The sequence below is a fragment of the Enterobacter sp. Cy-643 genome (assembly GCF_011752815.1).
Classification (GTDB): Bacteria; Pseudomonadota; Gammaproteobacteria; order Enterobacterales; family Enterobacteriaceae; genus Cedecea.
In genome coordinates, this window is record NZ_VWWV01000002.1 from 509,877 (window position 1) to 536,356 (window position 26,480).

Annotated in this window: 24 protein-coding genes; 7 read left to right on the forward strand and 17 right to left on the reverse strand. The window is 57.8% G+C overall.

All coding sequences use genetic code 11. From position 1 onward, the window contains the following. The first annotated feature begins 2 nt into the window (after positions 1–2). The 3 genes from sctS to sctU are packed head-to-tail and all read left to right on the forward strand — an operon-like array spanning position 3 to position 2,182. Entirely contained in the window at positions 3–269 is a 267-nt protein-coding gene (sctS, locus tag F3J29_RS10700) for a type III secretion system export apparatus subunit SctS (protein WP_039291380.1), read from the forward strand. Continuing rightward, the gene (gene sctT, locus F3J29_RS10705) at positions 266–1,075 is read left to right on the forward strand and encodes a type III secretion system export apparatus subunit SctT (protein WP_166865999.1); all 810 of its coding nucleotides are present in this window, start codon (positions 266–268) and stop codon (positions 1,073–1,075) included. The genes sctS and sctT overlap by 4 nt, the downstream gene beginning before the upstream one ends. 24 nt (positions 1,076–1,099) lie before the next feature. Further along, positions 1,100–2,182: a type III secretion system export apparatus subunit SctU gene (gene sctU, locus F3J29_RS10710; RefSeq protein WP_166866001.1), complete on the forward strand. Its 1,083-nt coding sequence runs from the start codon at positions 1,100–1,102 to the stop codon at positions 2,180–2,182. 901 nt (positions 2,183–3,083) lie between these two features. Here the strand turns inward: sctU and F3J29_RS10715 are convergent. From F3J29_RS10715 to F3J29_RS10765, 11 genes are all read right to left on the reverse strand, one after another. After that, positions 3,084–4,028 carry a type III secretion protein gene (locus F3J29_RS10715; protein WP_166866003.1) on the reverse strand — a complete coding sequence of 315 codons (945 nt, stop codon included), beginning with the start codon at positions 4,026–4,028 and terminating at the stop codon, positions 3,084–3,086. Positions 4,029–4,206: 178 nt separating this feature from the next. Continuing rightward, on the reverse strand, positions 4,207–4,392 hold the full coding sequence (hrpT, locus tag F3J29_RS10720; protein ID WP_166866004.1) for an HrpT family type III secretion system protein: 186 nt from the start codon (positions 4,390–4,392) through the stop codon (positions 4,207–4,209). Between the two features lie 9 nt (positions 4,393–4,401). Next, entirely contained in the window at positions 4,402–6,471 is a 2,070-nt protein-coding gene (gene sctC / locus F3J29_RS10725) for a type III secretion system outer membrane ring subunit SctC (protein WP_166866662.1), read from the reverse strand. 265 nt (positions 6,472–6,736) lie between these two features. Continuing rightward, positions 6,737–6,967 (reverse strand): hypothetical protein, encoded by a 231-nt coding sequence (locus F3J29_RS10730; protein WP_008460979.1) that lies wholly within the window; start codon positions 6,965–6,967, stop codon positions 6,737–6,739. 102 nt (positions 6,968–7,069) lie between these two features. Then, on the reverse strand, positions 7,070–7,690 hold the full coding sequence (sctL, locus tag F3J29_RS10735) for a type III secretion system stator protein SctL (RefSeq protein ID WP_166866006.1): 621 nt from the start codon (positions 7,688–7,690) through the stop codon (positions 7,070–7,072). A 3-nt stretch (positions 7,691–7,693) separates the two neighbouring features. After that, positions 7,694–8,317 (reverse strand): type III secretion protein HrpD, encoded by a 624-nt coding sequence (locus F3J29_RS10740; RefSeq protein WP_286175291.1) that lies wholly within the window; start codon positions 8,315–8,317, stop codon positions 7,694–7,696. Continuing rightward, a complete protein-coding gene (sctJ, locus tag F3J29_RS10745; RefSeq protein WP_166866008.1) occupies positions 8,314–9,114 on the reverse strand; it encodes a type III secretion system inner membrane ring lipoprotein SctJ in 801 nt (266 codons plus the stop codon). The genes F3J29_RS10740 and sctJ overlap by 4 nt, the downstream gene beginning before the upstream one ends. Positions 9,115–9,120: 6 nt before the next feature. Continuing rightward, entirely contained in the window at positions 9,121–9,534 is a 414-nt protein-coding gene (locus tag F3J29_RS10750) for an EscF/YscF/HrpA family type III secretion system needle major subunit (protein WP_008460972.1), read from the reverse strand. A 65-nt stretch (positions 9,535–9,599) separates the two neighbouring features. Continuing rightward, the gene (locus F3J29_RS10755; RefSeq protein ID WP_045783363.1) at positions 9,600–9,809 is read right to left on the reverse strand and encodes a hypothetical protein; all 210 of its coding nucleotides are present in this window, start codon (positions 9,807–9,809) and stop codon (positions 9,600–9,602) included. 94 nt (positions 9,810–9,903) lie between these two features. Further along, positions 9,904–10,878: a sigma 54-interacting transcriptional regulator gene (locus F3J29_RS10760; protein WP_166866012.1), complete on the reverse strand. Its 975-nt coding sequence runs from the start codon at positions 10,876–10,878 to the stop codon at positions 9,904–9,906. 806 nt (positions 10,879–11,684) lie between these two features. Then, entirely contained in the window at positions 11,685–12,710 is a 1,026-nt protein-coding gene (locus tag F3J29_RS10765) for a lytic transglycosylase domain-containing protein (RefSeq protein WP_166866014.1), read from the reverse strand. Between the two features lie 199 nt (positions 12,711–12,909). On the opposite strand from F3J29_RS10765, the gene F3J29_RS10770 reads away from it, so the two are divergent. After that, positions 12,910–13,410 carry a lytic transglycosylase domain-containing protein gene (locus F3J29_RS10770; RefSeq protein WP_166866016.1) on the forward strand — a complete coding sequence of 167 codons (501 nt, stop codon included), beginning with the start codon at positions 12,910–12,912 and terminating at the stop codon, positions 13,408–13,410. A 41-nt stretch (positions 13,411–13,451) separates the two neighbouring features. On the opposite strand, the gene F3J29_RS10775 is transcribed toward F3J29_RS10770, so the two are convergent. Further along, positions 13,452–13,877 carry a type III secretion system chaperone gene (locus F3J29_RS10775; protein ID WP_166866018.1) on the reverse strand — a complete coding sequence of 142 codons (426 nt, stop codon included), beginning with the start codon at positions 13,875–13,877 and terminating at the stop codon, positions 13,452–13,454. Between the two features lie 4 nt (positions 13,878–13,881). After that, positions 13,882–19,368 carry an AvrE-family type 3 secretion system effector gene (locus F3J29_RS10780; protein WP_286175293.1) on the reverse strand — a complete coding sequence of 1,829 codons (5,487 nt, stop codon included), beginning with the start codon at positions 19,366–19,368 and terminating at the stop codon, positions 13,882–13,884. A gap of 287 nt (positions 19,369–19,655) precedes the next feature. Between F3J29_RS10780 and F3J29_RS10785 the strand changes: the two genes are divergently transcribed. From F3J29_RS10785 to F3J29_RS22750, 3 genes are all read left to right on the forward strand, one after another. Next, entirely contained in the window at positions 19,656–20,777 is a 1,122-nt protein-coding gene (locus F3J29_RS10785) for a ribosomal protein uL16 3-hydroxylase (RefSeq protein ID WP_166866020.1), read from the forward strand. Positions 20,778–21,575: 798 nt separating this feature from the next. Next, positions 21,576–22,331 (forward strand): MerR family transcriptional regulator, encoded by a 756-nt coding sequence (locus tag F3J29_RS10790; RefSeq protein WP_166866022.1) that lies wholly within the window; start codon positions 21,576–21,578, stop codon positions 22,329–22,331. Between the two features lie 123 nt (positions 22,332–22,454). Further along, positions 22,455–22,547 (forward strand): YohO family small membrane protein, encoded by a 93-nt coding sequence (locus tag F3J29_RS22750; RefSeq protein WP_409335219.1) that lies wholly within the window; start codon positions 22,455–22,457, stop codon positions 22,545–22,547. Here the strand turns inward: F3J29_RS22750 and F3J29_RS10795 are convergent. From F3J29_RS10795 to osmF, 4 genes are all read right to left on the reverse strand, one after another. Then, a complete protein-coding gene (locus F3J29_RS10795; protein ID WP_166866024.1) occupies positions 22,528–23,259 on the reverse strand; it encodes an ABC transporter permease in 732 nt (243 codons plus the stop codon). The genes F3J29_RS22750 and F3J29_RS10795 overlap by 20 nt on opposite strands. After that, entirely contained in the window at positions 23,243–24,190 is a 948-nt protein-coding gene (locus F3J29_RS10800) for an ABC transporter ATP-binding protein (RefSeq protein WP_166866026.1), read from the reverse strand. Before F3J29_RS10800 ends, F3J29_RS10795 begins: the two co-directional genes overlap by 17 nt. Further along, complete coding sequence (locus tag F3J29_RS10805; RefSeq protein ID WP_286175295.1) at positions 24,190–25,341, reverse strand: ABC transporter permease; 1,152 nt, start codon at positions 25,339–25,341, stop codon at positions 24,190–24,192. The genes F3J29_RS10800 and F3J29_RS10805 overlap by 1 nt, the downstream gene beginning before the upstream one ends. A 118-nt stretch (positions 25,342–25,459) precedes the next feature. Continuing rightward, positions 25,460–26,371, reverse strand: a complete 912-nt coding sequence (osmF, locus tag F3J29_RS10810; protein WP_166866027.1) for a glycine betaine ABC transporter substrate-binding protein OsmF — start codon at positions 26,369–26,371, stop codon at positions 25,460–25,462. Positions 26,372–26,480 lie beyond the last annotated feature (109 nt).

The following is a 26,480-nucleotide window of genomic DNA, read 5'->3' on the forward strand; positions in this document are numbered from 1 at the left end:
TTATGGACATGATCTACATGTTTAAGCAGGCGGTGTTGATGGTGGTTGTGCTCTCCGCGCCGCCGCTGGTGGTAGCCGTGTTGGTGGGCATTGTGGTGTCCCTGCTGCAGGCGGTGTTTCAGCTCCAGGATCAGACCCTGCCCTTCGCCATCAAACTGGTGGCCGTGGGCACCACGCTGGCGCTGAGCGGCCGCTGGATTGGCCTGCAAATGGTCGAGCTGGCGCAGTCCGCCTTCAACATGATGGCCGCGTCCGGAACCCTGCGATGATCGCCGCCGAACTGACGCCCATGTTCAACGGCATGCTGGGGCTGGGGCTGGCAATTGCCCGCATTTACCCTTGCGTGTTGCTGACGCCCTTGTTTGCGTTCTCTGCCCTGAAAGGCATGATCCGCACGGCGGTTGTTGTGCCGCTGGCGCTATTTGTCACGCCAACCATTGTCCCTATGTTGACTCATGCCCCGCACGCGCCGTGGGGCATTGTCGCTATGATGCTGAAAGAAGTGGTGCTGGGGATTTTTCTTGGCTACCTGCTGGCGCTTCCCTTCTGGCTGTTTGAGTCGGTTGGCGTGCTGTTTGATAACCAACGTGGAGCACTCAGCGGCGGCCAGCTTAACCCGGCCCTGGGTGCAGACGAAACGCCGCTCGGGTATATGCTTTTGCAGTGGTCGATGATGGTACTGATCGTCAATTTTGGCCTGTCCCTCGCCACCCAGGTCATCTGGGACAGCTACCGGCTGTGGCCGGTGGACAGCTGGCTGCCCGACTTCCGCGAGCAGGGGTTCCTGGTGTTTCTCGGCCAGGTAAAGCAGATGTTTATCGACACCATTCTTTACGCAGGCCCGCTGGTGCTGCTCCTGCTGTTCCTCGATTTCGCCGTCGGCGTGCTCAGCATCTACAGCCCGCAGCTGCAGGCCACGGTGCTGACCGTGCCGCTGAAGTGCATCGCCGGGCTGCTGTTCTTTATCTTTTACCTGCCCACGCTGGAGTATTTCGCAGGCCACCAGTTCAGCGGCCTGCGCGATATAATCCCACACCTGGCGGATATTCTGCCCGCCCGTCAAACCACCTGGTAACGCCGCTTCGGAGGGTGCCAAGCCGTGAGTGAAAAAACAGAGAAGGCCAGCCCCCATAAACTTCAGGAGGCCCGCAAAAAAGGCCAGGTGAGCCAGAGCCAGGACATCCCCAAACTGCTGATCATGTTCGGCGTCCTGCAGCTGATCTTTTCCATGATGGAGGCCAGCATGGCGAAGCTGCAGGCGCTGATGCTTCTGCCGCTGATGCGCCTCAGCAGCCCTTTCAACCAGGCGTTAGGGGAAGTTGGCGGTGCCGCGCTGCTGACCGTCGGGGTGTTTTTTATGATGACGGTGGGCACCGTAATCCTGCTGCGCATTGCCGCAGGCTGGATCCAGTTTGGTCCGCTGTTTGCCATCGCCGCGCTGGCCCCAAAGCTTGAGGCGCTGAACCCGCTGAATAAATTCAAAGAGATGTTTTCGGTAAAGCAGTTTATTCAGATCCTTAACAGCCTGCTGAAGGCCATCACCCTTTCGGTGGTGTTCTGGCTGCTGATCAAACCCCGCCTGTCGCAAATAGCCAATCTTTCAGGTGGCACGCTGGACGGTTTCTGGCATGCGGGCGTGGCAATTCTGGAAACCCTCGCCCACACCATCGTTGGCGTGATGCTGGTGTTTTCGGTGGCCGACTTCGCGCTGCAGAAATACTTCTTCCTCAAGCAGAACCGCATGAGCCACGAGGACGTGAAAAACGAGTACAAGCAAATGGAAGGTGACCCGCATACGAAAGGCCACCGCAAACACGTCGCCCACGAAATCCTCAATGCACCGGCGAAAAAAGTTACCCCGCAGGAGATGGAAAAAGCCGACGTTCTGCTGGTGAACCCGACGCACTATGCCGTGGGGCTGCGCTATCTTCCGGACGAAACGCCGCTGCCGGTACTGCTGTTTAAGGCACAGGACGAAGACGCCAAAGCGCTGATTAAACTGGCGCACGCCGCCAATATCCCAGTGGTTCGCTACGTCTGGCTTACCCGCAATCTTTACCGCACCACTGAAGAAGGCGCCTATATTCCGCGCGATACGCTAAAAGCGGTGGCCGCTATTTACCGCCTGCTGCGCAAGCTCGAGGGCCGCCTTAAGGGCGAGACGATTGAGTTTGAGGAGTAACGGGGGAACGCCCTTCCTTTGGACCCTGTCTTAGTCACATTTAATTTGTAATCCTCCAGGAGATATCTTTCGCTCCGCAGTTATTTCGTTCACCTCAAGCACAAATTTACATGCAGCCCCCGCACCAGTGAACGTCTTAGGGGAGTCACCGTCACTCCCCTGAGAACCCGGACTCCCGGCCAAATAAATCGACCGCGTGAGCGGCAAACCTCCGTTTTATCTCCCAGTTCTGGGTCGGCTGAGATGCGTTCCCGACGCTCTCAGCCACAACGTCTCTGCTTCTTTTACCCTCACCCTAACCCTCTCCCTGGAAGGGAGAGGGAATACACAATGTTTCCCGTAGATTTTGTTTTCTCCCTCGCCCCTTTGGGGAGAGGGCCGGGGTGAGGGGAGATTTGTCCCCGGCTCTCATCGCCCCCGGGTATGACCCAACTCAGGCGGGGTTGCGCTGCCGGGAGCAGCGAAAGAGAGCGATCGTCGGGAACGCATCGCGAACGACCCCGAATGTTTGGGTGATAGCCGCTGGGTTTACCGCTTCAGCGGCGATGAGCTCGCCGGGCGCCGGGGGTTGTCAGGGGGCATGGCGTAATGCCCCCTGACACGTTCACTACGCTCGGTGAAAGCATATGCGCTTGTACTTAAGGTGAACGGAATCCCTCCAATCTTAACATAATTGAACGTATCTGTGGCTAAAAGACAGCTCTTAAAGAGAGCTCAGAATAATTTTTCTGCGATCCAAGCGCCTGGGCATGATCGAGACAAAAAAAGACCGGCATCCCACGCGATTAGCGCAGAAAAACCGGTCAAATAGAGGGCGAAGAAGAGTTTCGCGAAACACGCGTGGCGAAGTTACCTTGCACCACGCGTCAAAAAGAACATCTGTGGACTACAACACAATCCCTTAGGCCAGCACGGCGCTGGCAAGGCCCATCAGCGCGCCGTGGTGGTGCTTCATGGCATCTTTGATGATATTGCCGTTAAACAGCTGTGCGTCGGCGTTCACCAGCAGGCTGGAAGAGCCGTTGCCCGGTGCCGTGGCGGAACCCGGGATAGAGCCACCCACCATGGAGGTTTTCAGATCGTTTTTCGCGGACTGGAAGGCTTTCAGCGAATCGCCGCTCAGCGGTTTGCTGTTTTTCAGCGCGTCTTCCCAGCTGGATGGGCCTTTACCAATGTGTACCAGGCCCGGTATACCAGCGCCCGCGCTCTGCGGCTTGCCGTAGATTTCCGGGTGCTGATCCATATATTTACCGATTTCAGCACGGGTCTCTTTGGAGCCCCCATCCACTTTACCGGAACCCATCAGAGACAAACCGCTGGTGTCAGACTTCACGTCATCCAGCGCCTGCAGGCCCATTTTGCTGCCGAGCTGGCTGCCCATGTTGTTACCCAGCTGGTTAAAGCTGTTCGCGCTGTTGGCGCTGGTGGTGGATAGCGGCAGCTGGACCAGGCCAATGCCGGTAGACGGTGACTGCAGGCCGTTGCTCATGCCGCTGTTGAAGGCATTCATGTTGCCTGCACCCGCCTGGCTGTTGAACGGGGAGTTCTGGGAATTCACGCCCATCTGCTGGAGCACCTGCTGGAGCATCTGCTGCATGTTGCTCATTGCCAGCGTGTTGCCCATGCTCGCGCCGCCCTGACTCTGCGGGGACATAAAGGTGTTGTTGTTATTGTTACCGTTCATGCCGCCGGAGAACAGCAGGTTGGTCAGTTTGGATGCAATGTCGTTCACCATCTGATCGCCAACGTTTTTCAACAGATTAGCGGCCATACCTTCTGGGGTTGCGTTCAGCGCCAGCTGCGGTAATGCAGTGGCCAGATTCAGCATATTTCCAATCGTACTCATTCGATTACCTCACCATGACAACGGGGTTGATACAGGCGACCAGCCCTGCTGGGTCGCAGTATTAAGACGCCTGTTAAGTGAAAAGAAACCGGCTTCGGTTCCACAAAACTGCATAACAACAGGAAAAAAATGATTTTTTAAAAAGCGGGTGTGAAAACATCCACGCCCGCTCTGGCACTCATCGCACCGGCATCTGCGTGTAATCCTGCACGCCGTTACGCATATCGTTCGGCCACCAGATGGTCAGGTGGTGGCTGTCTGACAGGGGACGACACGTCACGTTGTCACAGCCGTTGTCATTGCGGGTGGCACAGCCGCTAAGCACCAACGCCAGCGCCATCAGTAACAAAATTGAAGGTTTCATCGTGGTTCCTTAATGCAGTACGGGGCGCGGCGGCAGAAGATAGCTGCGCGACCTGGATGAATTCACCGGCAATGACGAGGCAGAGGTCAGCAGCGACTGGCGGCTGCGGCGCCCTTCTCCCCGCGTGCGATAAGCGATATACACTTCTGCCGACTGGCCTGGAGCAAGGTTTCCGCCCGGCCATGCGGCCACGGCCAGCACGTCATCATCGCGACAATTGGACTCATCGAAACGCTGCGGCTTGCCGCTGATATTGCGGATCAGCCCGACGCTGATTTGCACCGACGCATTGCTGTACCACTGGCTGTGGGAACTGTCTGACGAAAGCCCTGGCCCGACGTTGCACAGCTGGCCAATGCCTACGCCTTCGCCGCCTGCCTGGAACCCGGTGGGGACTTTGTCCTCCGCCAGATCCCGCATGGCGTTTTCGATATCGCCCTTCATCGAGCTGTAGCGCTGGCGGAGCTGCACTTCATTCATTGCCGAAGAGAGCTGCTGGCGATCCTGCTCGTCGATGTAGCGCGTCGGGTCCACCTGGTCGCCCACCAGATGCGGCGTAATAATGAACAGGCGCTCGCGCTGCGACGTTTCGTGGCTGGTATAAGAGAAGAATTTCCCCAGGTAAGGAATGTCGCCCAGCAGCGGAATGCGGTGATCGGTGTCGCCGGTTTCACGGGAGTGGAAGCCGCCCATCACCAGCGAGCCGTTCTGCTGCACCAGCGCCTGAGTGCTGACCGTGGCGCGCTTCGCGCCGGTTGCCACGCCGTCATCGTTGACCTGAACTTTGCCGTCTTCCACATCCACCACTAACTGCACCGTGCTGGTTGGCCCGTTGCCAATGGCGCGCGGCACCACCTGCAGACTTGTGCCAGCGGTCACCGGTTCAATAGTCGCCACGCGCTCGCCGGTCGCGGTAATAAAGGCGGTATCGCTCATGTCGATCACTGCGGGCTGGTTTTCCAGCGTCAGAATCGACGGGTTGGCAACGATAGAAGCGTTACCCTCGCCTTCCATCGCCTGGATCTGGGCAAAGAAGCGGCTATAGTCGGTCACGAACAGCGTGCCCGCCCCCTGCAGCATGGAGGAGCCAGCGGTGATATTGCCGAATGTGCCGCTGAGGTTGCTGGAGAACTTCGAAAACGCGTGGCGATCGACATCAATGATCATGGCGTCGATTTCCACCAGCTTTTGCGGCACGTCGATCTGGGAAATCAGCGCCTGATACTGATCGCGACGTTTAGGATCGTCCCGCACCAGCAGGGCGTTGTTGCGCACATCGGCCGAAACCAGCGGGTTCATCTCCCCTTCGTCATCGCCGCCTGCGCCATGCATACGGCTGTCCTGGCCCTGAATCAGCCCGGAGAGAATGTTGTCCGATTGTTCCTGGAATGATTTGTTGAGGGCTTCACGCGAACTGCCTTCCCCACCGGGTACAATCCCTTGTGAAGAACGGTTGCTCTTTTTGCCCAACAGTTCGTTGAGGATGCTTGCCACACCGGGCACCAGCAGCGTTTTCTCGCGGTATTTAATTTCGCGATCGGCCACCGAGGCGTATTTCAGAGGGAACGCCATCATCTCTTTGTTCTGCTTTTTGTCTTTGTCTTTGGCGCTAAAATCCGCCACCAGCGCGACGTACTCCGGCGGCCCGGTGACAATCACCACGCCATCGTCCGGCAGCTCGCCGTAGCCGAATTTGTCTTCCAGAAGGCCGACATCACGCAGCGCCTGCTTGAGATCCGGCGCGGCATCGGCTGACACGCTGATGCGTTTTGAGGTTTCTGCCGACTGCGGGCTGACGAACAGCGAGCCGTTATAGACAAACCACTGGAAGCGGTACTGCAGCGCCAGGCGGTCGAGGAAGGCCACGCCGCTGTCGGAACGCAGGCGTCCGTCCACCACGCTGTCGGGCACATCCCCTAAACGCAGATTCACGCCGTGGCTGCTGGCGAAATCCTGTAAGACGGTGCGCAGCGGCGTGCCCTGGGCAGAATAGGCATAGGCGCCATTTTGCCAGTCGGCTGGCGTTTGAGCGCTAACGGCTGCGCTGTAGCAGCCGGCGGTTGCGGCCAGGGCGAACATGGCTGAGCGCAGTAAACGAACGTGCTGATTCAACGACTCACTCTCCTGTAATCGACGGCATAAAGCGATAGCCATCCGGGGTGCAAACTGCGTTAAAGTTGCTGACAAAGAGGGAAAAAGCGTGGTTTTTCCCTCTTTGTGGTTATCAGACGAAAATCAATGCATTGATTTTCCTGTTTTTTTTAACGATCCATCTGATATTCTTCTATCGACGGAAGCTTGTTAGCAGTCTGAACGGCTTACGAATAAGCCGTTGACGGCATAACTAGTTGATAGAGTCGATAATCTCCTTGCTCAGGCTATGCTTGAGCGACCCCAGTTGGCTGTCGGTGAAGGTCGCCGCCGCCTCTTTCATCAGGGCATTTTTGAATTCCACCATGTCACCCATGCTTGGTGCGGGCTGGCCGAGCGTACTCTGCGCCAGCTCGGCAACCGAGTGATGCAGACGAGACAGCTGGCTGTCGAGATTGCGCTGAATATCAAAGGAATTGCTCATACGTTTCTCCTCGCGTTGAAATCGCATGATAAGTGGCGGCAGAAAGGCGGCAGTTCCCGACGCGGGAAAATTAACTTCCCGGCGGGACTTTTTTGCAGCGGGTTAGCTGGCGAGGCGCAGCAAATGCTGCTGAAGCGAAGCCCAGCTAATGCTGAATTCGCCCTGGGCGGTTTGCAGCAGCAGCGTTTCGGCGGCCAGCCCATCGTCCGCGCACCGCGTCCAGCCTAGCTGAGGGCGCGCGGCCAGCCAGCTTGCCAGCGGCGCTTCATACTGTGGGGGGTGATAAAGCGTGACGTCCGTTGCACGGGCGCCCGATCCCAGAAGCTGAGTCAACAGCGCCGTGAGTTTTTGCTGCTCGCTCAGGCCGCCAAACAACTGTTCAAAAACGGCCGAGATAAGCGTCTGCGCCTGGCTGATAATGTCTGCGCTTTGCGCATCCCGCTCGGCCTGCCATTCGCTAAAAAAGGATTCCGCCCGCAGCCAGAAATCCCGTTCGGCCTCTTCACAGCGTCTGATAGCTAACCGTTCAGCGTCGGCCTGCGCTTCGGCGAGCATCTGCTCAACCTGTTGACGAGCCTGCTCCAGCAGGGCTTCGCTCTTGCGCATGGCCTGTTCCATCAGGCTTTGAGCCTGCTCCTGCTCCTGCAACGCGGCGTGAGGCAACAGCACGCCTTCAATCACCTGGACGCTCTCTTCCAGGGCAAGTTTCCGGCCAATCCACATGCTTTATTGCTCCCGTGAAAAATCATTCAGCGCTGGCGTTCGCGGCTGCTGAGTCTGCCAGATCGCGCCATCCCACAACGCCTGCAGGCGATTCAGCGGCACAGGTTCATCCGCACGCCACGCTTCACATCGCGCAATCACAGGCTGAGGGAAACTGAACCGCAGCCGCTGCCAGGCCGCAGGCGTCAGAAGTGGGCGCAGCAGGCAAAGCCCGGCGAAACCCGGCTCTTCGCTAAAACCAAGACTTGCGGGCAGCCAGACGCCGGGACGTAGCCCCCGGGTCAGACGTTCACACCAGACTCGCTGAGAGTCGGTAAGCTGCCCCGCCCCGCTCCCCCGCTCGCAAACCTCAGCCACCAGCGCAAAAAGCGTTTCGCGCTGGGCTAAGTCGAGAGACGCCAGGGCCAGCAGGCGGGCGTCAGGTGTTTCCGGCAGAGATTCCTCCAGCGCCAGCATAGCCGGCACGGCCTGCGGCGACTTGAGCATCAGGCTCTGGCGTCGCGCCTCGTCCAGGCTGAACCAGGGCAGCCCGAACCAGCTGGCATCCGCCTGCCGCCAGAATCCCTCCTGCCACCAGCGAAGCCAGTTCACCGCGAGCGCATCATCCCGGACGGCCACTGGCGTCACCGCCGCTCTGAGGGCACAACGGCCAGTCCAGTCGAGCCTGTGTTTTTACCGCGCTTCATTGCCTTTAGCTTCGGTAAAAGGGTGAAGATCCCGCCGAGCAGCAGTAACAGGCCCATCAGCGAGAAAAACAGCATCCTGACCGTGGCATACTGCGAAAGCGTCAGCTGGAAAGGCCCTAAGGTCACCAGTTCCACGCGGTCGTGATAGGCCGCAGCGGGCACAAACACCACGGAAAGCGCCCCATCATTTTTCCCGGAAAGCCCAGGAATACTCGCGGCGACCAGCCGACGGATCCTTGGCTCAATGCTGTCGGGATCCATCTCCGGGGTGTATTTAATAAATACCGACGCCGAGGCGGGCTGCACCGGCTCGCCGGGCGCCACGCGCTCGGGCAGGACAACGTTCACCCGAGCCACCACCACGCCGTCAATTTGTGAAAGCGTGGACTCCAGCTCTTGGGAAAGCGCATAGATATAGCGGGCGCGCTCTTCGAGCGGGCTGGAGATAATGCCGTTTTTCTGGAACACCTCGCCGAGGTTGGTCCGCGCTTTGTGCGGCAACCCGTTGGCGTTGAGAATGCGGACGGAGCGCTCAATATTGTCCTGAGCCACCAGCACGGTGACGCCGGTTTTATCAATTTGCTTGTCGGCTTCAATCTTGTATTTCGAGAGTTCGGAAATGATGTCATTGGCATCGTTTTCCGTCAGGCCGGTGTTCAGAATGACCTGTGAGTCGCAGCCTGCCAGCAGCAGGACCAGCAGCCAGGGCTGCAGGATTTTTCGCCAGCGTCGTTGCATGATGGATTACTGCAGGTTGGTCAGTTTGTCGAGCCCCGAAATGCTCTTCGAGACGATTTTGGCGTTCATCATGCTCTCCAGGTAATAGTTAGAGAGCTGGTCGTCCACCTGGTTAAGCACCAGCGGATCGGTGGAGCGCGCGGCTTTACGCAGCACGTTATTCATCTGTTTCTGGTCGCCTTCCATTTGCTTGAACATGCCGGAGGCTTTTTCAAACATTGCGGCGGGTTTCCCGCCCACGCCGCCCATCGCCGAGGCCGCTTCCGGCTGCTGCAGCGCGGCTGAAAAGAACGCGGCATCGCTTTGATTCGCGACGCTGTTGCCGAACGGGATGGAAGACTGAGTGGCGGGGCTGGATGCAGCGCCCAGAGACTCGGGTTCTGGCAAAGGCATACCTGTCGCAGGATTAAGAATGTGCATAAGAGAGTTTCCGCCAGCAAAAGAAAAGATCAGGGATCCACGCCGGGGCGAATCCCTGATTAGCATTAGAAGGAAATTTTGTTCTGTGCCAGAGAACTGATCATGGTGGTGGCGGAGTTCTGGTAGCCGGACACGTAGGCGTTCTTACGGTCACGTTCAGCTTTGTCCAGGGAATCCTGCATGGATTTGTTTTCGATAGAGTCCATCTGAGACTGGAAGCTATCTGCCAGGCTGCTGCTTGCGCCCGCGTTGTTACCGGTGTTTACTGATGGCATGATGTTTACTCCTCGTTAATTAAACAGCAAATGTTGTGTCATTCACGGATTAAGTGGCGCGGCGTAAGCGGCAGTTCCAAAGAAATTTAAAAAATTAATTTTCCTTTTCAGTCAGAGACTTAATTCTCTGGTACAGCGTTCTTCTTGGAATACCCAATTCATGTGCTGCGCTTACAACCCGATTTTCATGCCGCGAAAGGCAATCCTCTATCAGGCTGTATTCGATCCGCCGCAGCCGTTCACGCAGCCGCACGGAACGCATCTCCGGGTGCGCCACCTGCCCCAGGGCCGGTAATCCCAGCACAAACCTTTCGGCAGCGCCTTTTAATTCACGAATATTCCCCGGCCAGCGGTGCATCAGCAGCGCTTCGCTGAGATGCTGGGGCATCGGCGGCATCGGGCGGTTCAGCCGAATTGCCGACTCCTGTGCGAAACGGCGGAACAGGGGAATAATGCATTCCACACGCTCACGCAGCGCCGGAAGCGAGATTTTGACCGTCGTCAGGCGGAAGAAGAGATCCTGGCGGAACAGCTTTTGCTCCATAAGCTGGGCAAGGGGCTTTTGTGAAGCCACGATCACCCGCAGATTAAGCGAAATAGACTGCGTGCTGCCCAGGCGCCCCACGGTGCGGGTTTCTAACACCCGCAGCAGCTTGGCCTGCAGGCTCAGCGACATGCTGTCAATTTCATCCAGAAACAGTACGCCATTATTGGCACTTTCAATGTAGCCTGCACGCGAGTGTGTCGCGCCGGTGTAGGCCCCCGCCGTCACGCCAAACAGTTCGCTTTCTGCCAGCGTTTCGGGGATCGCCGCGCAGTTAATCGGCACAAAATCGCCACGACAGCCAGAATGGTCGTAGATACGGCGCGCAAAGGTGTCTTTCCCGGTGCCCGTTTCGCCTTCCAGCACCAAATCAACCTTCAGGGGGGCTAACGTTTGCAGCCAGATATCCAGCCCATCGTGCACATTTTCAGACGCGGGTAATGCGGCTGCGGACCGCGGCATATTCAAGTCGATATCGACCGGAATATGCTTTATCTCCCAATGATTCGAACTGTTTTTTTTCATAAATCCCCCGCTGCCTGGCTTATTCAAGGTCTGGCGTATGAGTCCCACTTATGAACCATAAACGTGAACCACAAAATAATTGCCGCCTGCCGCCGTGAATAAAATACGGTAGCACGCTAAATAAATGAGTTTTGTTTATGAGAAGCAGGAACAACCTATCACCGAGCCGCGGTTTCACAATCAGACAAAATTTTAGCCTCATGTAGGAATATCCCTACATAAGAATTCAGGTTTAACTGTTCCGATGTCTGGATAGCAGGTTGTTTTGAGCGTCATAAAATCGTCAACCGATAGCGTTTGCTGAGATTAATTTCGTGAGGCTGATTGAAAAAAAATGTGAGGTTTGCTGAATGTTTCAAAATGTATTAATAAGAATATAAATTTATCATTATTAAATTAACTAAATGATTTTTATTAAAAAATTAATTAAAAACAGGCGGGTTATTAATTTTTCACCCTGTTGAGAACGAAAAATGAATTTTTGCCCGACTCACGCATGACGCCCGACGGATTCTCCGACAGGATTTCCTCACAACCCGCAAAGACGATAATATATATTTACGATTATTTACATTGAAAGGTCGATATGGAAACACCCTTTTCTTTTTGAAATATATTTCACTTTTAGTATTTATGTTTAATTGGGAACATTCCTGGTCGCATTTACTGCGATTAATCACGCCAATTTAGCTTGTCAAAGAAATAAACTGCTTTGTAACTAAAAAAAGCAGCCACTACGCTTTAAAGAAGTGGCCACTGAATTACCCCATTTTGTAAAGAAATGGGTAAAGATTAACGCTCCACAATCAGGCAAATTTCGCCATGTGGCTGTTCACTTCGTTCACGTAGTTAGGGTCGCCCAAAGAGACGCTGGACAGGTTGTGCAGGTTCACCTGATCGTCGCCGGAGTTATAGGCGCGCAGCGCGGCATCATAGCTGCCGAATTTCTCTTTGCCTTCTTTAAGCATCAGCGCTGAGCACATGATCTGGTTGGCCGGCGAGTTCATGTCGCTGCCGAGCTTGTCCGGGTATTTGCTTTGCATCTCCCGGTAAGTGTCCGGGTTGATCTGGTTCATGCCGCTGTCGGTCAGGCCGTTGCCAGGGTTGGTGGATTTGGCGTTTACGTCCCCACCGGATTCCTGCATCGTCAGCGCGGCTAAAAGCTTGGCCGGAACGCCGGTTTCAGCGGAGGCTTTTTCATATTCTCCCCCGAACTGGGAAACAATTTTTTGCAGCGTTGGATCGCTGGTTTTCAGGCTGGTGTCGCCCGGCGGCAGGCTATCCGCAGACGGCCCGGACGCGCCGGATGGCCCGCCAGAAGGCGCGGCCGCGAAGTTGTTCAGCGGACGGCCAGCATCTCCGGCGCCATCGCTGCTGCCGCTGTCCATGCCAGAACCTGAGCCCGAACCGGAACCAATGCCGCTCGTCGGAGAAGCGGAATCGTCATCGCCCTTACTTTGCCCGGTGTTCATGTGGAAGAGCTGCATCAGCTCTTTCAGGAACTGCTGCAGCATTTGCTGGAGCTCCTGCATCATGCTGTCGGCGGAACCGCTGCCGCTGCTTGACGAAGCATTCGCCGGGTTCGTTGCCGGGCTGTTGTTACTGGCCGGTGAGTTGCCAAAGTTGATTGCCGAAGGCTTGTCCGCCGCGCCCGTGTTAGCAAAATTCAGCGCCAGCGGAATCGCCAGCGTGTTTCCGCCGTTATTCAGCAACAGTTTGGCGGTAATGCCGTTACTGCCGTTCTGTGAGTCAGGTGACGCCCCGTCCAGGCCTGGAAAATGGTTTTCCGGCAAAAGCGGTGAGAACCCACCCGGTCCTGATGATATCTGCATACAACACACTCCCCTAAGTGAAACCCAGTAGCGATAACCGGCCGCCGCTTAACCGCGCAATGACGCTTAGTTTTACCCACGTCCGGGATGTTCAACTGAGTGAGAAGCAGGGTCAAAGAGTTCCTTATGTGGCAAAAAATGGGAACCCACGCGCGCTTTTCGACACACATTGCCTGTAAGAATCAGAGGAGATAACGCGATGCAGACCAAACAGTGGCGCTGGGGACTTTTACTGCTTAGCCTTCCGGCCCTCGCCCAGGCCGAATGCTTTACCCGCGTGGGGCATGCCTTTGGGATTGCCCCCGCGTTGCTGGAGGCCATTGCCTGGAAAGAGTCAAAATTTAGCCTCTCGTCGGTGAACGCCGCCAACGCGAACCACACCGAAGACGTGTGTATGATGCAGGTCAACAGCGTGCATTTTGGGCGGCTGAAACAGCTGGGCGTGACGCGCGACAACCTGCTGCACGATCCCTGCACCTGCATCGCTACCGGCGCGTGGGTTTTACACGGGCTATTCCGCCAGTATGGTCGTTCCTGGAATACCGTCGGCATGTACAACACCGGCCCGTCGGAAAAGCGCCGCCAGCTTCGAAGCCGCTATGCCGATGACGTCCAGCGTATCTACAAGATCCTGCAGAAGCAGCAGCCCGCCCGGCGTGAAGAGGATTTATTTGCCAGCAACGAGGCTGGAGGCCAATAAAAAAACCGGGATATTTCCCGGTTTTTATATGTCTGGCAAGATCAGCGCGGCGTGGCCGACTCCAGCAGCGAAGGCAGTTCGGTAATAAATGCTCTGACCTCGCCACTCTGGCTGATAAAGGCGTTTAACCAGCCCGCAAAGCGCTCGGCGTCCAGGGCAAACATTTCACACTGAGTGCAAAGCCGAATGGCATTTTCCCCATCGAGCGCCAGCCAGCAGCCGCGCATCGCGTTCATTTCAAAGTTCATTGCCAGCAGGTTCGGCAGCAGCGCTGCATCCTGCCCGGTTAATTCCCCTACCCGGCAGTGCAGCACCACCGCGCTGCTGTCCGGCGGCAGTTCAATCACCGCCGCCTCTTGCTGCTGCGCATCCGTTAGCAGGCATACACCTTCTTCCAGACGCAGCGAGATCTTGTGCTGTTTTCCCCAGGCATCAAGCCACTGTTGAAGCTGCTGTTGCATCGTCATTTCCTTATCCTCCTTTCACCATAAATCCTGCCTCGGCGGCGTCTTGCAGCGCCGATTTCACCTCTTTTTCCGCCTGGGCCACGCCACCGTCCACGGTGTAGCTGAGCGGCGCGCTGTCGTCGTCGCCGTAGCTAAAGTTGATGGTGCCCAGGTTTTCGTTCATCGACAGCGACACGCCGTTAGCGCCACCGAGTAAAAATGACGGCGTGGAGAAGCCATCTGATTTGCTCTGCGTTTTAGTAAACGCGATGGATTTCAGGCGCAGTTTGTCGCGATCTTTTAACAGATCGACAATCGAGTCCTGGGTGACCGTATGGTTTGCCCACTGGTCGGCCAGCTTTTCACGCGGCTTAGTTTTCAGCTCAAGGGAGACCACCGCCTGGGAACTGCTGTTATCCTGCAGCCCACGCAGGAGCGCTTTCAGCCGGTAATCCTCGCCCATCATCTGGGTAATGCGGTCGGCGTTACTCGGCGAAAACTCACCTTCCATAAAGTGGCGCATGAAGTGGAACAAACCGTTGTTGTCGATGCGCGAAAGGTTCTTATAGGTGGACTGGTATTCCGCCTTGTTCACCAGCTGCTGCTGGTTGAGCACGGCATTTTGCTGACGTACGGTTTGCTGCAGCGACTGCAGCGCCGCCTGCGGGCCGTTGCCGGTCAGCTCATGGTGCCGCGACGGCGGAATAAAGCGGGCAAAGTGGTTTTCCAGTTTGCCCAGCCGCTCCCCGGCTGACATCGGCAGGCGCGGAGCCCCTTCCGCCGGCATAAGCTCATCCAGCAGCTGGCGGCTGGCGAGGTCGGTAAACTCGCCGCGCAGCCCGACGATAAGCGCATCCACCTCGGCTTTGGTCGGTTCCGGCGGCGGATTCTGCACGGAAAGCGAGTCGGCCTGCTGCTGCCGGGCGGTCAGCTGTTGCAGCGTGTCGAGCAGCGGGCGTCGCGCCTTTGCGTTATCGGCGGGCGGATACCAGCGGGTGAAGTGGGCATCCAGCTGGCTGAGCTTATCTGCCACGGAGATCGGCAGTTCCCCTTCTTTCGGCTCCTCTTTCAGTTTGGCCAGCAGCTGCGTGGAGGCGCTGTCGGTAAACTGCTTGCCCAGCGTGGTCATCAGTTTTTCCAGGTGAACGCCCTCCACCGGCTGGGCATTTTTTAAGTCCACGGTGAGGCTGTGCGTAGTCCGGTTGTTGATTGACAGCTGCACGCTGGCGCCGACGCCGACGCCCACCGAGAAGGGATCTTTATGCTTCGGCTGAAGGGTGGTGCTGACCGGAATGGCGATGTTAGCCCCGGCGCTCATCTGGTTAAATGCCCTCAGGCGGTGGTCGCTGTGGCTGACGCCCTGCCCTTCGGCGTTGCGGGAGTCTGTCCGTTCGCGGCTGCCCGCCAGCAGGTTAGTGTTGGCATAGACGCCGCCGCCGAGACGGGCGCTGGTCGGGAAATCCTTCTCGTGGCTGTCGGTAAACGGGAAGCCAACGCTCGCCAGCGCGGCGGCGTTGATGTCCACGCTGAAGCTCTGGGTTGCCCCACTTTTCACGCTGTGGTTGGCACCCCGGTTCAAAAACGCCAGCGGATCCAGGGTGCCGCTGCTCAGCTGTTCGATAAACCCAGGGATTTCGTGCTCCGCCAGTTCAAACGAGACGCCGTGCTGGGACTGCAGCTGCCCGCCCAGCGTGACGCCGCCGCCCAGGCGAACGCCCTGAGACAGCGGGTGTTTATGGTCGCCGTCGAGGTAGACTTTGTGGGTTTTGTTGTAGTCGGTCAGCACGTTGTAACCGACGCCCACAATGCCTGTTGCCGATACGGCACCGGTTCGCCCGAAGCTGACGTTAATCCCCGTATCGCCGCGAGAAAAACTCAGGGTGTAGCCACGGTCTGCGCCCACTTTACCGCCAACGCCCGCCACAACCTGAGTGCCCGGCGCCACCGTCGCGGTAGCAGACGCCCCATAGGTGCGGCTGAACGCCAGGTTTTCGCCGCTCTCCAGCGAGAGCACGGTGGAGACCATTTTGTCCTGCATTTCGCGCTGGTTTTCCGCCTGCATCACGGTTTTGGTGTTGATGTTAACGCCGTGGTTTTCTTTGCTGAACGCCTTGGTCATCGCCTTGATGGCGTCGTAATTAGCCTCCAGCGACTTGTGGTTGCCGAAGCCCTGGGTGGTGACCGTTTTAATCACGTTCCCGCCCCATTCGCTGTCCCTCAGCCGGGCCACGTTGGCGGCAATTTCCTTCATTTTGGCCGAGCGTTGCGGCTCGTTCAGCAGCGAGGCCTGCTGCAGCTCATCCACCGAATCATGCAGGGATTTCAGCGTCAACACGTCCAGCATCACCCTGGATTTCACCAGCCCGATGTCGTCATGGATATCGCGCTGGCGCCCCATTGGGACCTGTTCTTTCTGGTGGTTAAGGGTAATTTGCCGTGCCTCCAGCCCGGCAATAATCGCCCCCGCGTGGTTGCTTTTATCGGCCGGGTAGCGCCGCAGCAATTCGTTCAGTTGCCCGGTCAGGTTATCCTGGCGGCTGCTCGACGGATTCAGCACCCCGCTTTGGCTGTGGTTCAGGCCAAAACGAGACGGCGTGGCCTCCTGTCGGCGTTCGTCGCGCACGCCATAGTGCTGGCCGATTTGCTCACAGTAATGCGTGCTGCTGTCGGAAAGCTGGCGCGCAAAGCTGCTCATCTCTTCCAGCAGCGCTTTTTCCTGCGGCTGCCACTGGCGTGCCGTCTCCCCGCTCATGATGTCGAGGCGCTGACTTAATCCAGGGCGCGGGGCAGATCTGCCCGGCTGCTGCGAGAGAGCCTTCAGCCGCTGGGTCAAATCCCCCTGCTGCTGGTAGACGTCTTTCAGCCCTTCACGCCCGGCGTAGCGGTGCTGAATAGAGTAGGCGGCGGTTTTTATCGGCCGCGGCCATTCCAGCGACGGACGGAAGGCAAACGTGCTGAGACGAGTGCGAAACGAGGTCCGAACCTGCTTGCCGTCCTGCCCGGTCTGGCCGAGGAAGTTCACCTCGCGTTTGAAGGTGATTCCGGTGCCCGGCAGGCGCCAGTCTTTTGACGCTTTCGTCAGGCGCTCGTAGTTCTGGCGCGCCATGTTGGGCTCCGCCACCGGCGCGGTAGCCGGGTCGCCTTTTTCCCAGCCCCCGGCTTTGAAGACAAACGTATTGCCCTGCTTGTCGAGGGCGCTGACTTGCCCCTTAGCCGAGGTTTGCAGCGCGGTGAGTTCAGGCTGGCTGCCGTCCTCATTTGCCGGCAGAGTGGCTTTCGCTAATCCGTCGGCTTTGCCGCTGCTCCAGCCGTTTTCCGGCAGGCTGAACAGGCTCCCCTCTTTACTCAACAGCCAAAGCTGCTTGTCTTCACCGAGGGCGAGATCGCTGACTTTTGCCGCCTCTTCTTTCCCCGCGCTGCCGGGTACCAGCTTCTCAATTTGCTCCTGCAGAGCCGCCTGGCTGAGGGTCTGGGTGGCACGCTGATTGCGGCGAGTGGTGGTGTCTATCTGGTGGAAGCCGATATCGCCTTTTTCGTTCACCGCCAGGTAGCGGCGGCTGTCAATCGCCGTGAACGCCTGCGCTTTCTCCGCTTTGTCCAACCCGGCCGTGGCCAGATCGGCGCTTACGCTTTTGGTCACCTGCGGCAGCGCAAAAACGTTGCTGCCGTGATCGACTTTGTTGCTGCTCAGGTTCACCTTGAGCCGCTTCAGTTCGCCGTCTTTCATCAGCCACGGCTGGCCGTCCAGGCCGCACTGTAGCTTGTCGGCTTTTTCGTCGGAAGCGGCCCACAGGCCGGTGGTTTCGTTGAAGTAATGGACTTTGCCGTCGTGCAAAGCCAGCTTGCCGAGCCGCCCGAGATCCACCACATCATGGGCGGCAGGCGTGACCTGCGGCAGCCCTTTTTGGTAGTCCAGCACCAGGCTGTCGCTGAGGTTCCAGCTGCTTTGCGGCTTGAGATCGCCGCCGTGCCAGTGGAAGGTAATAGCGTGCTTCTGGTCGTACTTATCCTTCACGATAAGGTGCAGGCGATCGGTTTCATCGGCCAGCATATCTTCGATTCGCGCGCCATCTTCAACGGTCGCAGCCACGTATTGCGTGATGTTATCCAGCAGCGGCTTGTGCCGGGCTTCCCCAAAGGTCAGCGCCGTGCTCTGTGCATCAGGTTTATCACCGCAGTGCAGCCGGCCATTGTTATCCAGCGCAAACAGCAACGGGCCGTGCAGCGCCGTTTTCTTCAGCGTCATGTTCTCGGGCAGCGTCAGCATTTTGGGCTGGGGATCGGTCGCCGCCAGGTTGGCCACATAGGCCACCTGCGGTTTCTTCTCGTCGTCGCTCAGCAGCACCAGAGCATCGCGCTTCGGGCCTACCGCATAGTGATCGATTTTGTGCTCAAAATTGACCTTGATCGTGTCACCCACGGCGCTGCCAAGCTGTTTGTCGTCGTTCACCCGCCACAGCATGCCGTCGCTCTGACGCGACAGGGAGGAGAGTTTGTCGTCCTCGCCGGAGAGCGATTGCCAGGCGTTGGCGGCGCTGTCAAAGCTATAGAGTTTTTTGTCGTGCAGACGGTAGCGCGTGCCGTCGCCGTCGGTGACGCTGTCCGTCAGGCGATCGCGGATGCCCGTTTCCGGCAGGCGCACCTTATCACCGCCAATCTCGACGGTCTGGCGATCGTGCCAGGAAAGATGTTGCTCGGCGGGCGCCAGGCTTTGGCGGCGCATAAATCCCCGATGGGGATGATGTACTTCCCGCCACTCCACTTTTTGCTGACTGTGGCTAAGGGCAATAAACGCGCCGGGCTGGCTGCGCAGCGTCATCAGCCGCCCTTCTTTATCCAGCAAAACATGCTGATGGCCGTCGTCGCTGGCCAGGTGGTTTTGATAACGCAGGCGGTCATGGCCGATGGTTTTTTCCAACAAGGCTTGCAAAGGTGCTGATGTCGCGGGCGTATCAATCTCCAGCCGCCCTTTTTTATCCAGCGACAGCCGGGTTTCCAGCAGCATGTTCTTTTCAGGCTCAATCTCCGGCGGCAGCTCGGCAAAATGGCTGCCGGGCGTCCCGACTTCATTACTGGGGATGGCGTTCGGGTCGGACACATCCGGCTGACTATAAACGCTGGCGGAACTGGCACTGGGCTGGCTGTAAAGGCTTGGACTGGTGGCACGAGAAGCGCTGGCCTGGCTATAGAGACTTGGGCTGCTGGCGCGAGAAGCGCTTGCCGTGACGGGAATGGTGATTTGCGCGGCTTCTTGTCCGCCGCGATGTCGCCCTAAAAAGCGGCTGAACATCCCTTTTTGCGAGGTTTGCGTATTTGCCGCACTCTGCCTTAATCCACCGGGAGGCAGCGTAGCGCCAGCCTCGACGTGCAGTGAACCGGACGCGGTTTGCGTGGGTGGCACCTTGCCTTGTTTTATCGCTGAGGCGCGTGACCGCCCCTGCTGTAAATCGGTAATTTCACGGTCGCTAATGGCTCGCCCTGGCTTGATAAAAGCCGATATTCCTAATCCCATGCTGTTACCCCTTAACAGTCAAACACGTTCTCCGCTTAGTCAGTGGTGGGAATTCGGTTCCGGTTCCAGACTAAATTTTCTTTAACCCTATGTAAAAAATTGAAAAACCAGACACAGCAAGGGTTTCAGGCTGGTTTAACGTTAAAATAAATTCAGAAAAAACCGATAGCCCTGCCGTTTATGGCCGGAGAAAAAGCGGGAATATCGCGGCAGATTGACCCATGACAAGGTCGGTGGAAGGCGTCGCTCTCTATAATCGGCCTCCTTCCGCACAGGGGTAAATAACCGTGGATTATCAACTCAATTTCAACTGGCCAGCGTTTATGGAAACTTACTGGCAGAAAAAGCCGGTGGTGCTCAAAAACGCGCTGCCTGATTTTGTCGACCCTATTACGCCCGACGAACTTGCCGGCCTGGCGATGGAAAATGAAGTCGACAGCAGGCTGGTGAGTTTTAAAGAGGGAAAATGGCACGCCAGCAATGGTCCCTTTGAGCACTTTGATAATCTCGGTGAGACCGGCTGGTCGCTGCTGGCCCAGGCCGTTAACCACTGGCACGAACCCGCCGCCGCGCTGGTGCGCCCTTTCCGCGTGCTGCCGGACTGGCGGCTGGACGATTTGATGATTTCGTTTTCCGTACCGGGCGGCGGCGTGGGCCCGCATATCGACAACTATGACGTGTTTATTATCCAGGGCATGGGCAGCCGCCGCTGGCGCGTGGGCGATAAACTGCCGCTGAAGCAGTTTTGTCCGCACCCGGCGCTGCTGCACGTTGAGCCGTTCACGCCGATCATCGACGAGGATTTAGCCCCCGGCGATATCCTCTACATTCCGCCGGGCTTCCCACACGACGGCTTTACCCACGAAACGGCCCTGAACTATTCAGTTGGCTTCCGCGGGCCAAACAGCCGCGACTTGATCAGCAGCTTTGCCGATTACGTGCTGGAAAATGACCTCGGCGGCGATCACTACAGCGACCCGGACCTCACCTGCCGGGCAAACCCTGGCAAAGTAGAAAACTACGAGCTGGAACGCCTGCGCGACATGATGACGGCGTTGATTAGCCAGCCGGATGCCTTCAACCAGTGGTTCGGCAGCTTTGTGACCACGCCGCGGCACGAGCTGGATATTGCTTCTGCAGAGCCACCTTACGAGCCCGAAGAAGTGGCCGCCGCGCTGGCCGGTGGAGAAGAGCTGATTCGCCTGAGCGGGCTGCGGGTATTGCAGGTTGGCGAGGGTTTCTTCGTCAACAGCGAACCGCTGGACGTTAGCCATCAGGCCGCCGCCGTGTCAATGTGCCGCTATACCCGGCTGACCAAAACGGAGCTGGGTGCCGCCGTGGAGGATGACGAATTTATCCGCCAGCTGACGGCGCTGATTAATCAGGGGTACTGGTACTTCGAGGATTAAGTTTTCCCGCCTGAAAACCTGGCTGCTTAAGGCCGGGTTTCACGGGAGCACCTGCCACTGAGTGACAAATAAGCCCTATGAAGGATCGGCTCAAGTTCCGTTCACCCGAAGATCTGTTTCCCCTGTACGTCCAGAGTACAGTGAACGTGTCAGGGGGCATTACGCCATGCCCCCTGACAACCCCCGGCGCCCGGCGAGCTCATCGCCGCTGAAGCGGTAAACCCACCGGCTATCACCCAAACATTCGGGGTCGTTCGCGATGCGTTCCCGACGATCGCTCTCTTTCGCTGTTCCCGACAGCTCAACCCCGCCTGAGTTGGGTCATCACCGGAGGCGATGAGAGCCGGGGACAACGGCGTAGCTGTGAGACTTACAGCTACCCAAACGTTCAGAGTGGCTGCGGGTTTAAAGCGAGGCACGGTTCCGGCTTAAATCGCCTCCGTTTTCTCTCCAACTGGCCAAGGTCCGGCCGTCGGGAACGGCCGGAGGCTGAGAGCGTCGGGAACGCATCTCAGCCGACCCAGGACTGGGAGATAAAACGGAGGTCTGCCGCTCACGCGGCCGATTTATTTGGCCGGGAGTCCGGGGTCTCGGGGGAATGACGGTGATTCCCCTGAGACGTTCACTGACTCTGTAATGACATACAAAACAGGGCTGGAAGTGAACGGAACTTGAGCCGCTCCTTCATAGAAAGTATTTGTGGCTAAGTACTGTAGAACAACGCCCCCCAATGAAGCCAAACTCACCAGAACTTACTACAGTTAGTAAGGGCCTCCCCTTAAGGTATCAGGTGACGTTATGGCGCTTTATTCCATCGGAGAAGTGGCTGCGCTTTGCAATATTAATCCGGTAACTCTTCGGGCCTGGCAGCGGCGATACGGGTTGCTCAAACCTAAGCGAAGCGACGGCGGGCATTGCCTGTTTGACTCCGCCGACATCGAGCGGATTCGCGAGATCCAAACCTGGATCGAGCAAGGCGTGCAGGTCAGCAAAGTCAAAGGACTGCTGAGCGGTGAAAACCGGGAAAAAGAACACGCCTGGGGAGAGCGGCAGGAAACGCTGCTGCGCCATCTGCAAAGCGGCAACCCCAACCTGCTCCGCGCCTGGATAGCCGACATTGGGCGTATCTATCCGGCGCACACGCTGGTGCAACATCTCTATCTTCCGCTGCGTCGCCGCCTTTACGGGCAGCAAATTGCGCTGTGCGCGCTGCTTAGCCTGCTGGACGGCGCTCTGATTAACTATATTGCGATGTGTATTGCCACCGCGCGCAAGCAAAACGGCAGAGATGCTTTAGTCGTGGGCTGGAACGTGCAGGACACAACGCGGCTGTGGATGGCGGCGTGGATTGCCAGCCAGCAAGGCTGGCGGGTCGACGTGCTGGCTAATTCGCTGAGCAGCCTGAAACCGGAGCTTTTTGACCGGCAAACGCTGCTGGTCTGGTGCGGGGACTGCCCCGGAGAACGGCAAATAGACCAGATTGCGTCGTGGCGCAGCGCAGGGCTGCCCGTTTTTGTGCTGGGTAACGTGGAGCGCAGACAGCCCACGGACTGACGGCAATAAAGAGGGAAAATGGGCTTTTTCCCCTCTTCGTCACAATCAAAGGTTCATTAACAACCCCGCTTCCCTTTATAATCGCTTCGTTAACAAACGGAGCAACGGATGAAACTGTCAAAAATGGCCCTTGTGGGCGGAATGCTGGTTATGGCGATCGGCGGCATTGGCGGCGTGATGCTGGTCGGCTACATCGTTATTTTGCATGGCGCGTGACGTAACTTTCGAGGCGCTCAAACAGGCGGTCAGTGACAATTGCCGCCAGCGCCACCAGCACCGCGCCCTGAATCACATATGCGGTATTAAAGCCGCTTAGCCCGATAATAATCGGTGACCCGAGCGTGTTAGCGCCCACGGTAGACGCAATCGTTGCGGTGCCGATATTAATAATCACCGACGTCCTGATGCCCGCCAGAATAACCGGCGCGGCGAGCGGCAGCTCCACTTTCCGCAGCATTTGCCCTCGGCTCATGCCGATGCCAAGCGCAATCTCACGCGCGGATTCAGGCACGGCGCCAATCCCCGCCAGCGTCCCCTGTAAAATCGGCAGCAGGCCGTAAATCACCAGCGCGATGATCGCCGGCTCTTGCCCGAACCCCATCACCGGCACCGCCACGGCTAAGACGGCCACCGGCGGAAAAGTTTGCCCGGCGGCGGTAATGGTCTCCACCAGCGAACGAAACTCCTCCCCCGCCGGACGCGTGACCAGAATCCCCAGCCCCACGCCAATCACCACCGCAACCACGCTGGAAATGCCCACCAGCGTTAAGTGCGCCAGCGCCAGAGAGACAAAGCTATCCTGCTGGTACATCGGCCGGGTCAGCTGCGGAAACAGCCAGCTAAACAGCCCGCTGGTGTAGGGCAGCAGCACCAACAGCGCAACAAAAAGCGCGATAAGCCAAAGCAGAGGGTCACGCAGCAGGCGCATGTTCTCTCCTCCTGACCAGGTCGCTAAAGTGCAGCACGCCACAGGGCTGATTCCGGGCATCCACCACCGGCAGTTTTTCGCACTGCCTGTCGATAAACAGCGAGAGCGCTTCGCGCAGCGTCATGTCTGCCCGAATAGGTTCCCCTTCCAGACGTTCATCGGCGCGAATGCTGTCCGCGACGTGGCGCAGCGAAAGCAGCCGGACGCCAAGCTCACTGCGGCCAAAGAAATCACGCACAAAGTCGTTGGCCGGGTTAGTCAGCAGCTCCAGCGGCGTTCCCTGCTGGATAACTTTGCCGCCGTCCATCAGCACGATGTTGTCGGCCAGCGTTAAGGCCTCGTCAATGTCGTGCGTCACCAGCACGATGGTGCGCCCCAGCAGTTGATGAATGCGGATCATCTCCTGCTGCAGCGTCGCGCGGGTGACCGGGTCCAGCGCACCAAAAGGCTCGTCCATCAGCAGCACTTCCGGGTCGGCCGCCAGCGCACGGGCCACGCCCACGCGCTGCTGCTGCCCGCCAGAAAGCTGGTGCGGATAACGGTCGCGGAACTGCGTGGCGTCCAGGCCTAACAGCTCCAGCAGCTCGTCAATACGTTCAGAGACTCTCGCCTTCGGCCACTTCAGCAGCTCAGGCACCGTGGCAATGTTCTGCGCCACCGTCCAGTGCGGGAACAGGCCGATGGACTGAATGGCGTAGCCCATGCGGCGGCGAAGCGCCTTCGGATCAAAGCTGCGGATTTCTTCCCCGGCAAAGCGAATGCGCCCTTCGTCGTGCTCTACCAGGCGGTTGATCATCTTCAGCGTGGTGGACTTTCCCGAGCCGGAGGTGCCGATCAGCACGGTGAATTGCCCTTCACGGATGTTCAGCGTCAAATCACTGACCGCCGCTTCGCCGTGGAAGTATTTGCTGACGCGATCGAACTCGATCATTATTTTGCCTCCAGCAGAGAAATAAACAGCTTAAACAGCGCGTCGACGATCACCGCCAGGGCGATAACCGGCATCACGCCAAGCAGAACCAGATCCAGTGCGCTGCTCAACAGCCCCTGGAAAATAATCGAACCAAATCCACCCGCGCCAATCAGCGCGGCGATCACCGCCATGCCGATAGTCTGCACGCAGACCACACGCAGGCTGCGGAGCAGCACCGGCAACGCCAGCGGCACTTCCGCTCGCCAAAAAATTTGCGCCCGCGACATGCCCATGCCTAATGCGCTTTCCACGATGTTGCGCGGCACCTGCTGCAAACCTGCGACTACGCCACGCACCAGCGGCAAGAGCGCATAAAGTACCAGCGCAATCAGCGCAGGCGCGACGCCAATCCCGCTTACGCCTATTTTCCCCAGCCACGGCAGCCAGGCGGCAAGGCCCGCCAGTGGCGCAATAAGCAGGCCGAACAGCGCCACGGACGGCACCGTCTGAATGACGTTGAGCAGAGAAAACACGCCGGATTGCCAGGCCGGGCGGCGATAGCAAAGGAGTCCCAGCGGGACGCCAATCAGCAGCGCCGGAACCAGCGTACCGGCCAGCAGGGCCAGGTGGCGGCTCAGGGCATCGTCAAACACGTCCTGGCGGTTGACATACTCCTTCATCAGCGAAAGATCGCTGAAGTAGCCAGTTGCCAGCAGCACAACGGGGACCGCCCAGATTTGCAGGTTCAGTAATAGCCGCCACAAAGGGCTGGCCGTGAGTCGGTTAGCCGCATCGGCGCAAAGCAGCAGGCAAACCGCGAGCATTAGCCACAGGCCGCTGCCTGGGGAAGTGCGCGCGAGGGAACTGCCCTCAAGGGCAAGCTGGCTCGCGGTATGCCCCAGCAGTAATAACAGGCCGATAAACAGCAGTTCGCCGGTGACAATAATCACCAGCTGAGTGAGGGCGCGGCCGGGTGCCAGCGTCAGGCCAGCCAGCATGAGAAAAGGAATCGCCAGCCAGTAATGCAGCGTGCCGGGCAACTGGGTGATACCCAGCGGCTCGCCGGAAACCAGGCGGTTAGGCGCGTTGTTGATGATGGGGAGTAACATCAAGGCGGCCGCCAGCAGTAACACCAGCAGCAGCAGTACCCTGTTATGAATTTTTAGCAAACGTCATTCCAGCAGATTGATGACAAACAGCCGACAACCGGCGTTGTCGACTGTTTGAGGCTGACCAGTTGACGACGTGCATGTCGGGCTTTGCAGCACACTGCGCGCCGTCAGCGGACTATTTAACAAAGCCTTTTTGCTTTAAGTAATCGGCGGCCACTTTTTTGGCATCCTGACCTTCCACGGCAATCTTCGCGTTCAGCTGCTGCAGCGTTTTCTGGTCGAGGGAAATAAAGACCGGTTTCAGCCAGTCGCCAATTTGCGGGTACTCTTTCAGCACGGCCTCACGCACTACGGCGGTTGGCGCAGAAACGGCCTGTACGCCTTTCGGGTCGGTGAGCGTTTCCAGGCCCAGGGCCGCAACCGGGCCATCGGTGCCGTAGGCCATCGCGGCATTAACGCCGGAGGTTTGCTGTGCCGCTGCTTTAATGGTTACTGCGGTGTCGCCCCCGGCCAGGGAAAGCAGCTGGCTTTGTTCCAGCTTAAAGCCGTAGGCTTTTTCGAAGGCAGGCAGCGCGTCGGAGCGCTCGATAAACTCGGCGGAAGCCGCCAGCTTAAAGGTGCCGCCCTTTTTCAGGTATTCGCTAAGATCCGCCAGGGAAACCAGGTGGTTTTTCTCCGCCAGATCTTTACGTACCGCGATGGTGTAAGTGTTGTTTGCCGGAGCCGGCGTCAGCCAGACCAGGTGGTTTTTGTCGTAATCCAGCTGCTTAACTTTTTCATAGCCCTTTTGGGCATCTTTCCAGGCCGGATCGTTTTCAGTTTTAAAGAAGAACGCGCCGTTGCCGGTGTATTCAGGGTAAATATCCAGTTCGCCAGAGGTAATCGCCCCGCGCACAACCGGAGTGGTGCCGAGCTGGACTTTGTTGACAGTTTTTACATCATGGCTTTCCAGCACCTGCAAAATAATATTGCCGAGCAAAGAGCCTTCGGTGTCAATTTTCGAGCCGACTTTCACCGGTTCAGCCGCCTGCGCACCTGCCGCCAACATCACTAACCCTGCCAAACCCCAACGTGTTGATATGTTCATAGTTATTCCTCGTTGTTCTTTACTTAAAAATCATGCAGTAAACAAAGGATAGCCGAGTTTGAATCGGCTGGGGAAAGCACTAAGCGGTATATGATATGCGAACTCGTTT

What these genes read in the sequence shown, in the direction of transcription:
- sctS (WP_039291380.1), top strand. Translation starts at nt 3, where the DNA reads ATGGACATGATCTACATGTTTAAGCAGGCGGTGTTGATGGTGGTTGTG.
- sctT (WP_166865999.1), top strand. Translation starts at nt 266, where the DNA reads ATGATCGCCGCCGAACTGACGCCCATGTTCAACGGCATGCTGGGGCTG.
- F3J29_RS10715 (WP_166866003.1), bottom strand. Translation starts at nt 4,028, where the DNA reads ATGAGTACGATTGGAAATATGCTGAATCTGGCCACTGCATTACCGCAG.
- hrpT (WP_166866004.1), bottom strand. Translation starts at nt 4,392, where the DNA reads ATGAAACCTTCAATTTTGTTACTGATGGCGCTGGCGTTGGTGCTTAGC.
- sctC (WP_166866662.1), bottom strand. Translation starts at nt 6,471, where the DNA reads ATGTTCGCCCTGGCCGCAACCGCCGGCTGCTACAGCGCAGCCGTTAGC.
- F3J29_RS10730 (WP_008460979.1), bottom strand. Translation starts at nt 6,967, where the DNA reads ATGAGCAATTCCTTTGATATTCAGCGCAATCTCGACAGCCAGCTGTCT.
- sctL (WP_166866006.1), bottom strand. Translation starts at nt 7,690, where the DNA reads ATGTGGATTGGCCGGAAACTTGCCCTGGAAGAGAGCGTCCAGGTGATT.
- sctJ (WP_166866008.1), bottom strand. Translation starts at nt 9,114, where the DNA reads ATGCAACGACGCTGGCGAAAAATCCTGCAGCCCTGGCTGCTGGTCCTG.
- F3J29_RS10750 (WP_008460972.1), bottom strand. Translation starts at nt 9,534, where the DNA reads ATGCACATTCTTAATCCTGCGACAGGTATGCCTTTGCCAGAACCCGAG.
- F3J29_RS10755 (WP_045783363.1), bottom strand. Translation starts at nt 9,809, where the DNA reads ATGCCATCAGTAAACACCGGTAACAACGCGGGCGCAAGCAGCAGCCTG.
- F3J29_RS10760 (WP_166866012.1), bottom strand. Translation starts at nt 10,878, where the DNA reads ATGAAAAAAAACAGTTCGAATCATTGGGAGATAAAGCATATTCCGGTC.
- F3J29_RS10765 (WP_166866014.1), bottom strand. Translation starts at nt 12,710, where the DNA reads ATGCAGATATCATCAGGACCGGGTGGGTTCTCACCGCTTTTGCCGGAA.
- F3J29_RS10770 (WP_166866016.1), top strand. Translation starts at nt 12,910, where the DNA reads ATGCAGACCAAACAGTGGCGCTGGGGACTTTTACTGCTTAGCCTTCCG.
- F3J29_RS10775 (WP_166866018.1), bottom strand. Translation starts at nt 13,877, where the DNA reads ATGACGATGCAACAGCAGCTTCAACAGTGGCTTGATGCCTGGGGAAAA.
- F3J29_RS10780 (WP_286175293.1), bottom strand. Translation starts at nt 19,368, where the DNA reads ATGGGATTAGGAATATCGGCTTTTATCAAGCCAGGGCGAGCCATTAGC.
- F3J29_RS10790 (WP_166866022.1), top strand. Translation starts at nt 21,576, where the DNA reads ATGGCGCTTTATTCCATCGGAGAAGTGGCTGCGCTTTGCAATATTAAT.
- F3J29_RS22750 (WP_409335219.1), top strand. Translation starts at nt 22,455, where the DNA reads ATGGCCCTTGTGGGCGGAATGCTGGTTATGGCGATCGGCGGCATTGGC.
- F3J29_RS10795 (WP_166866024.1), bottom strand. Translation starts at nt 23,259, where the DNA reads ATGCGCCTGCTGCGTGACCCTCTGCTTTGGCTTATCGCGCTTTTTGTT.
- F3J29_RS10800 (WP_166866026.1), bottom strand. Translation starts at nt 24,190, where the DNA reads ATGATCGAGTTCGATCGCGTCAGCAAATACTTCCACGGCGAAGCGGCG.
- osmF (WP_166866027.1), bottom strand. Translation starts at nt 26,371, where the DNA reads ATGAACATATCAACACGTTGGGGTTTGGCAGGGTTAGTGATGTTGGCG.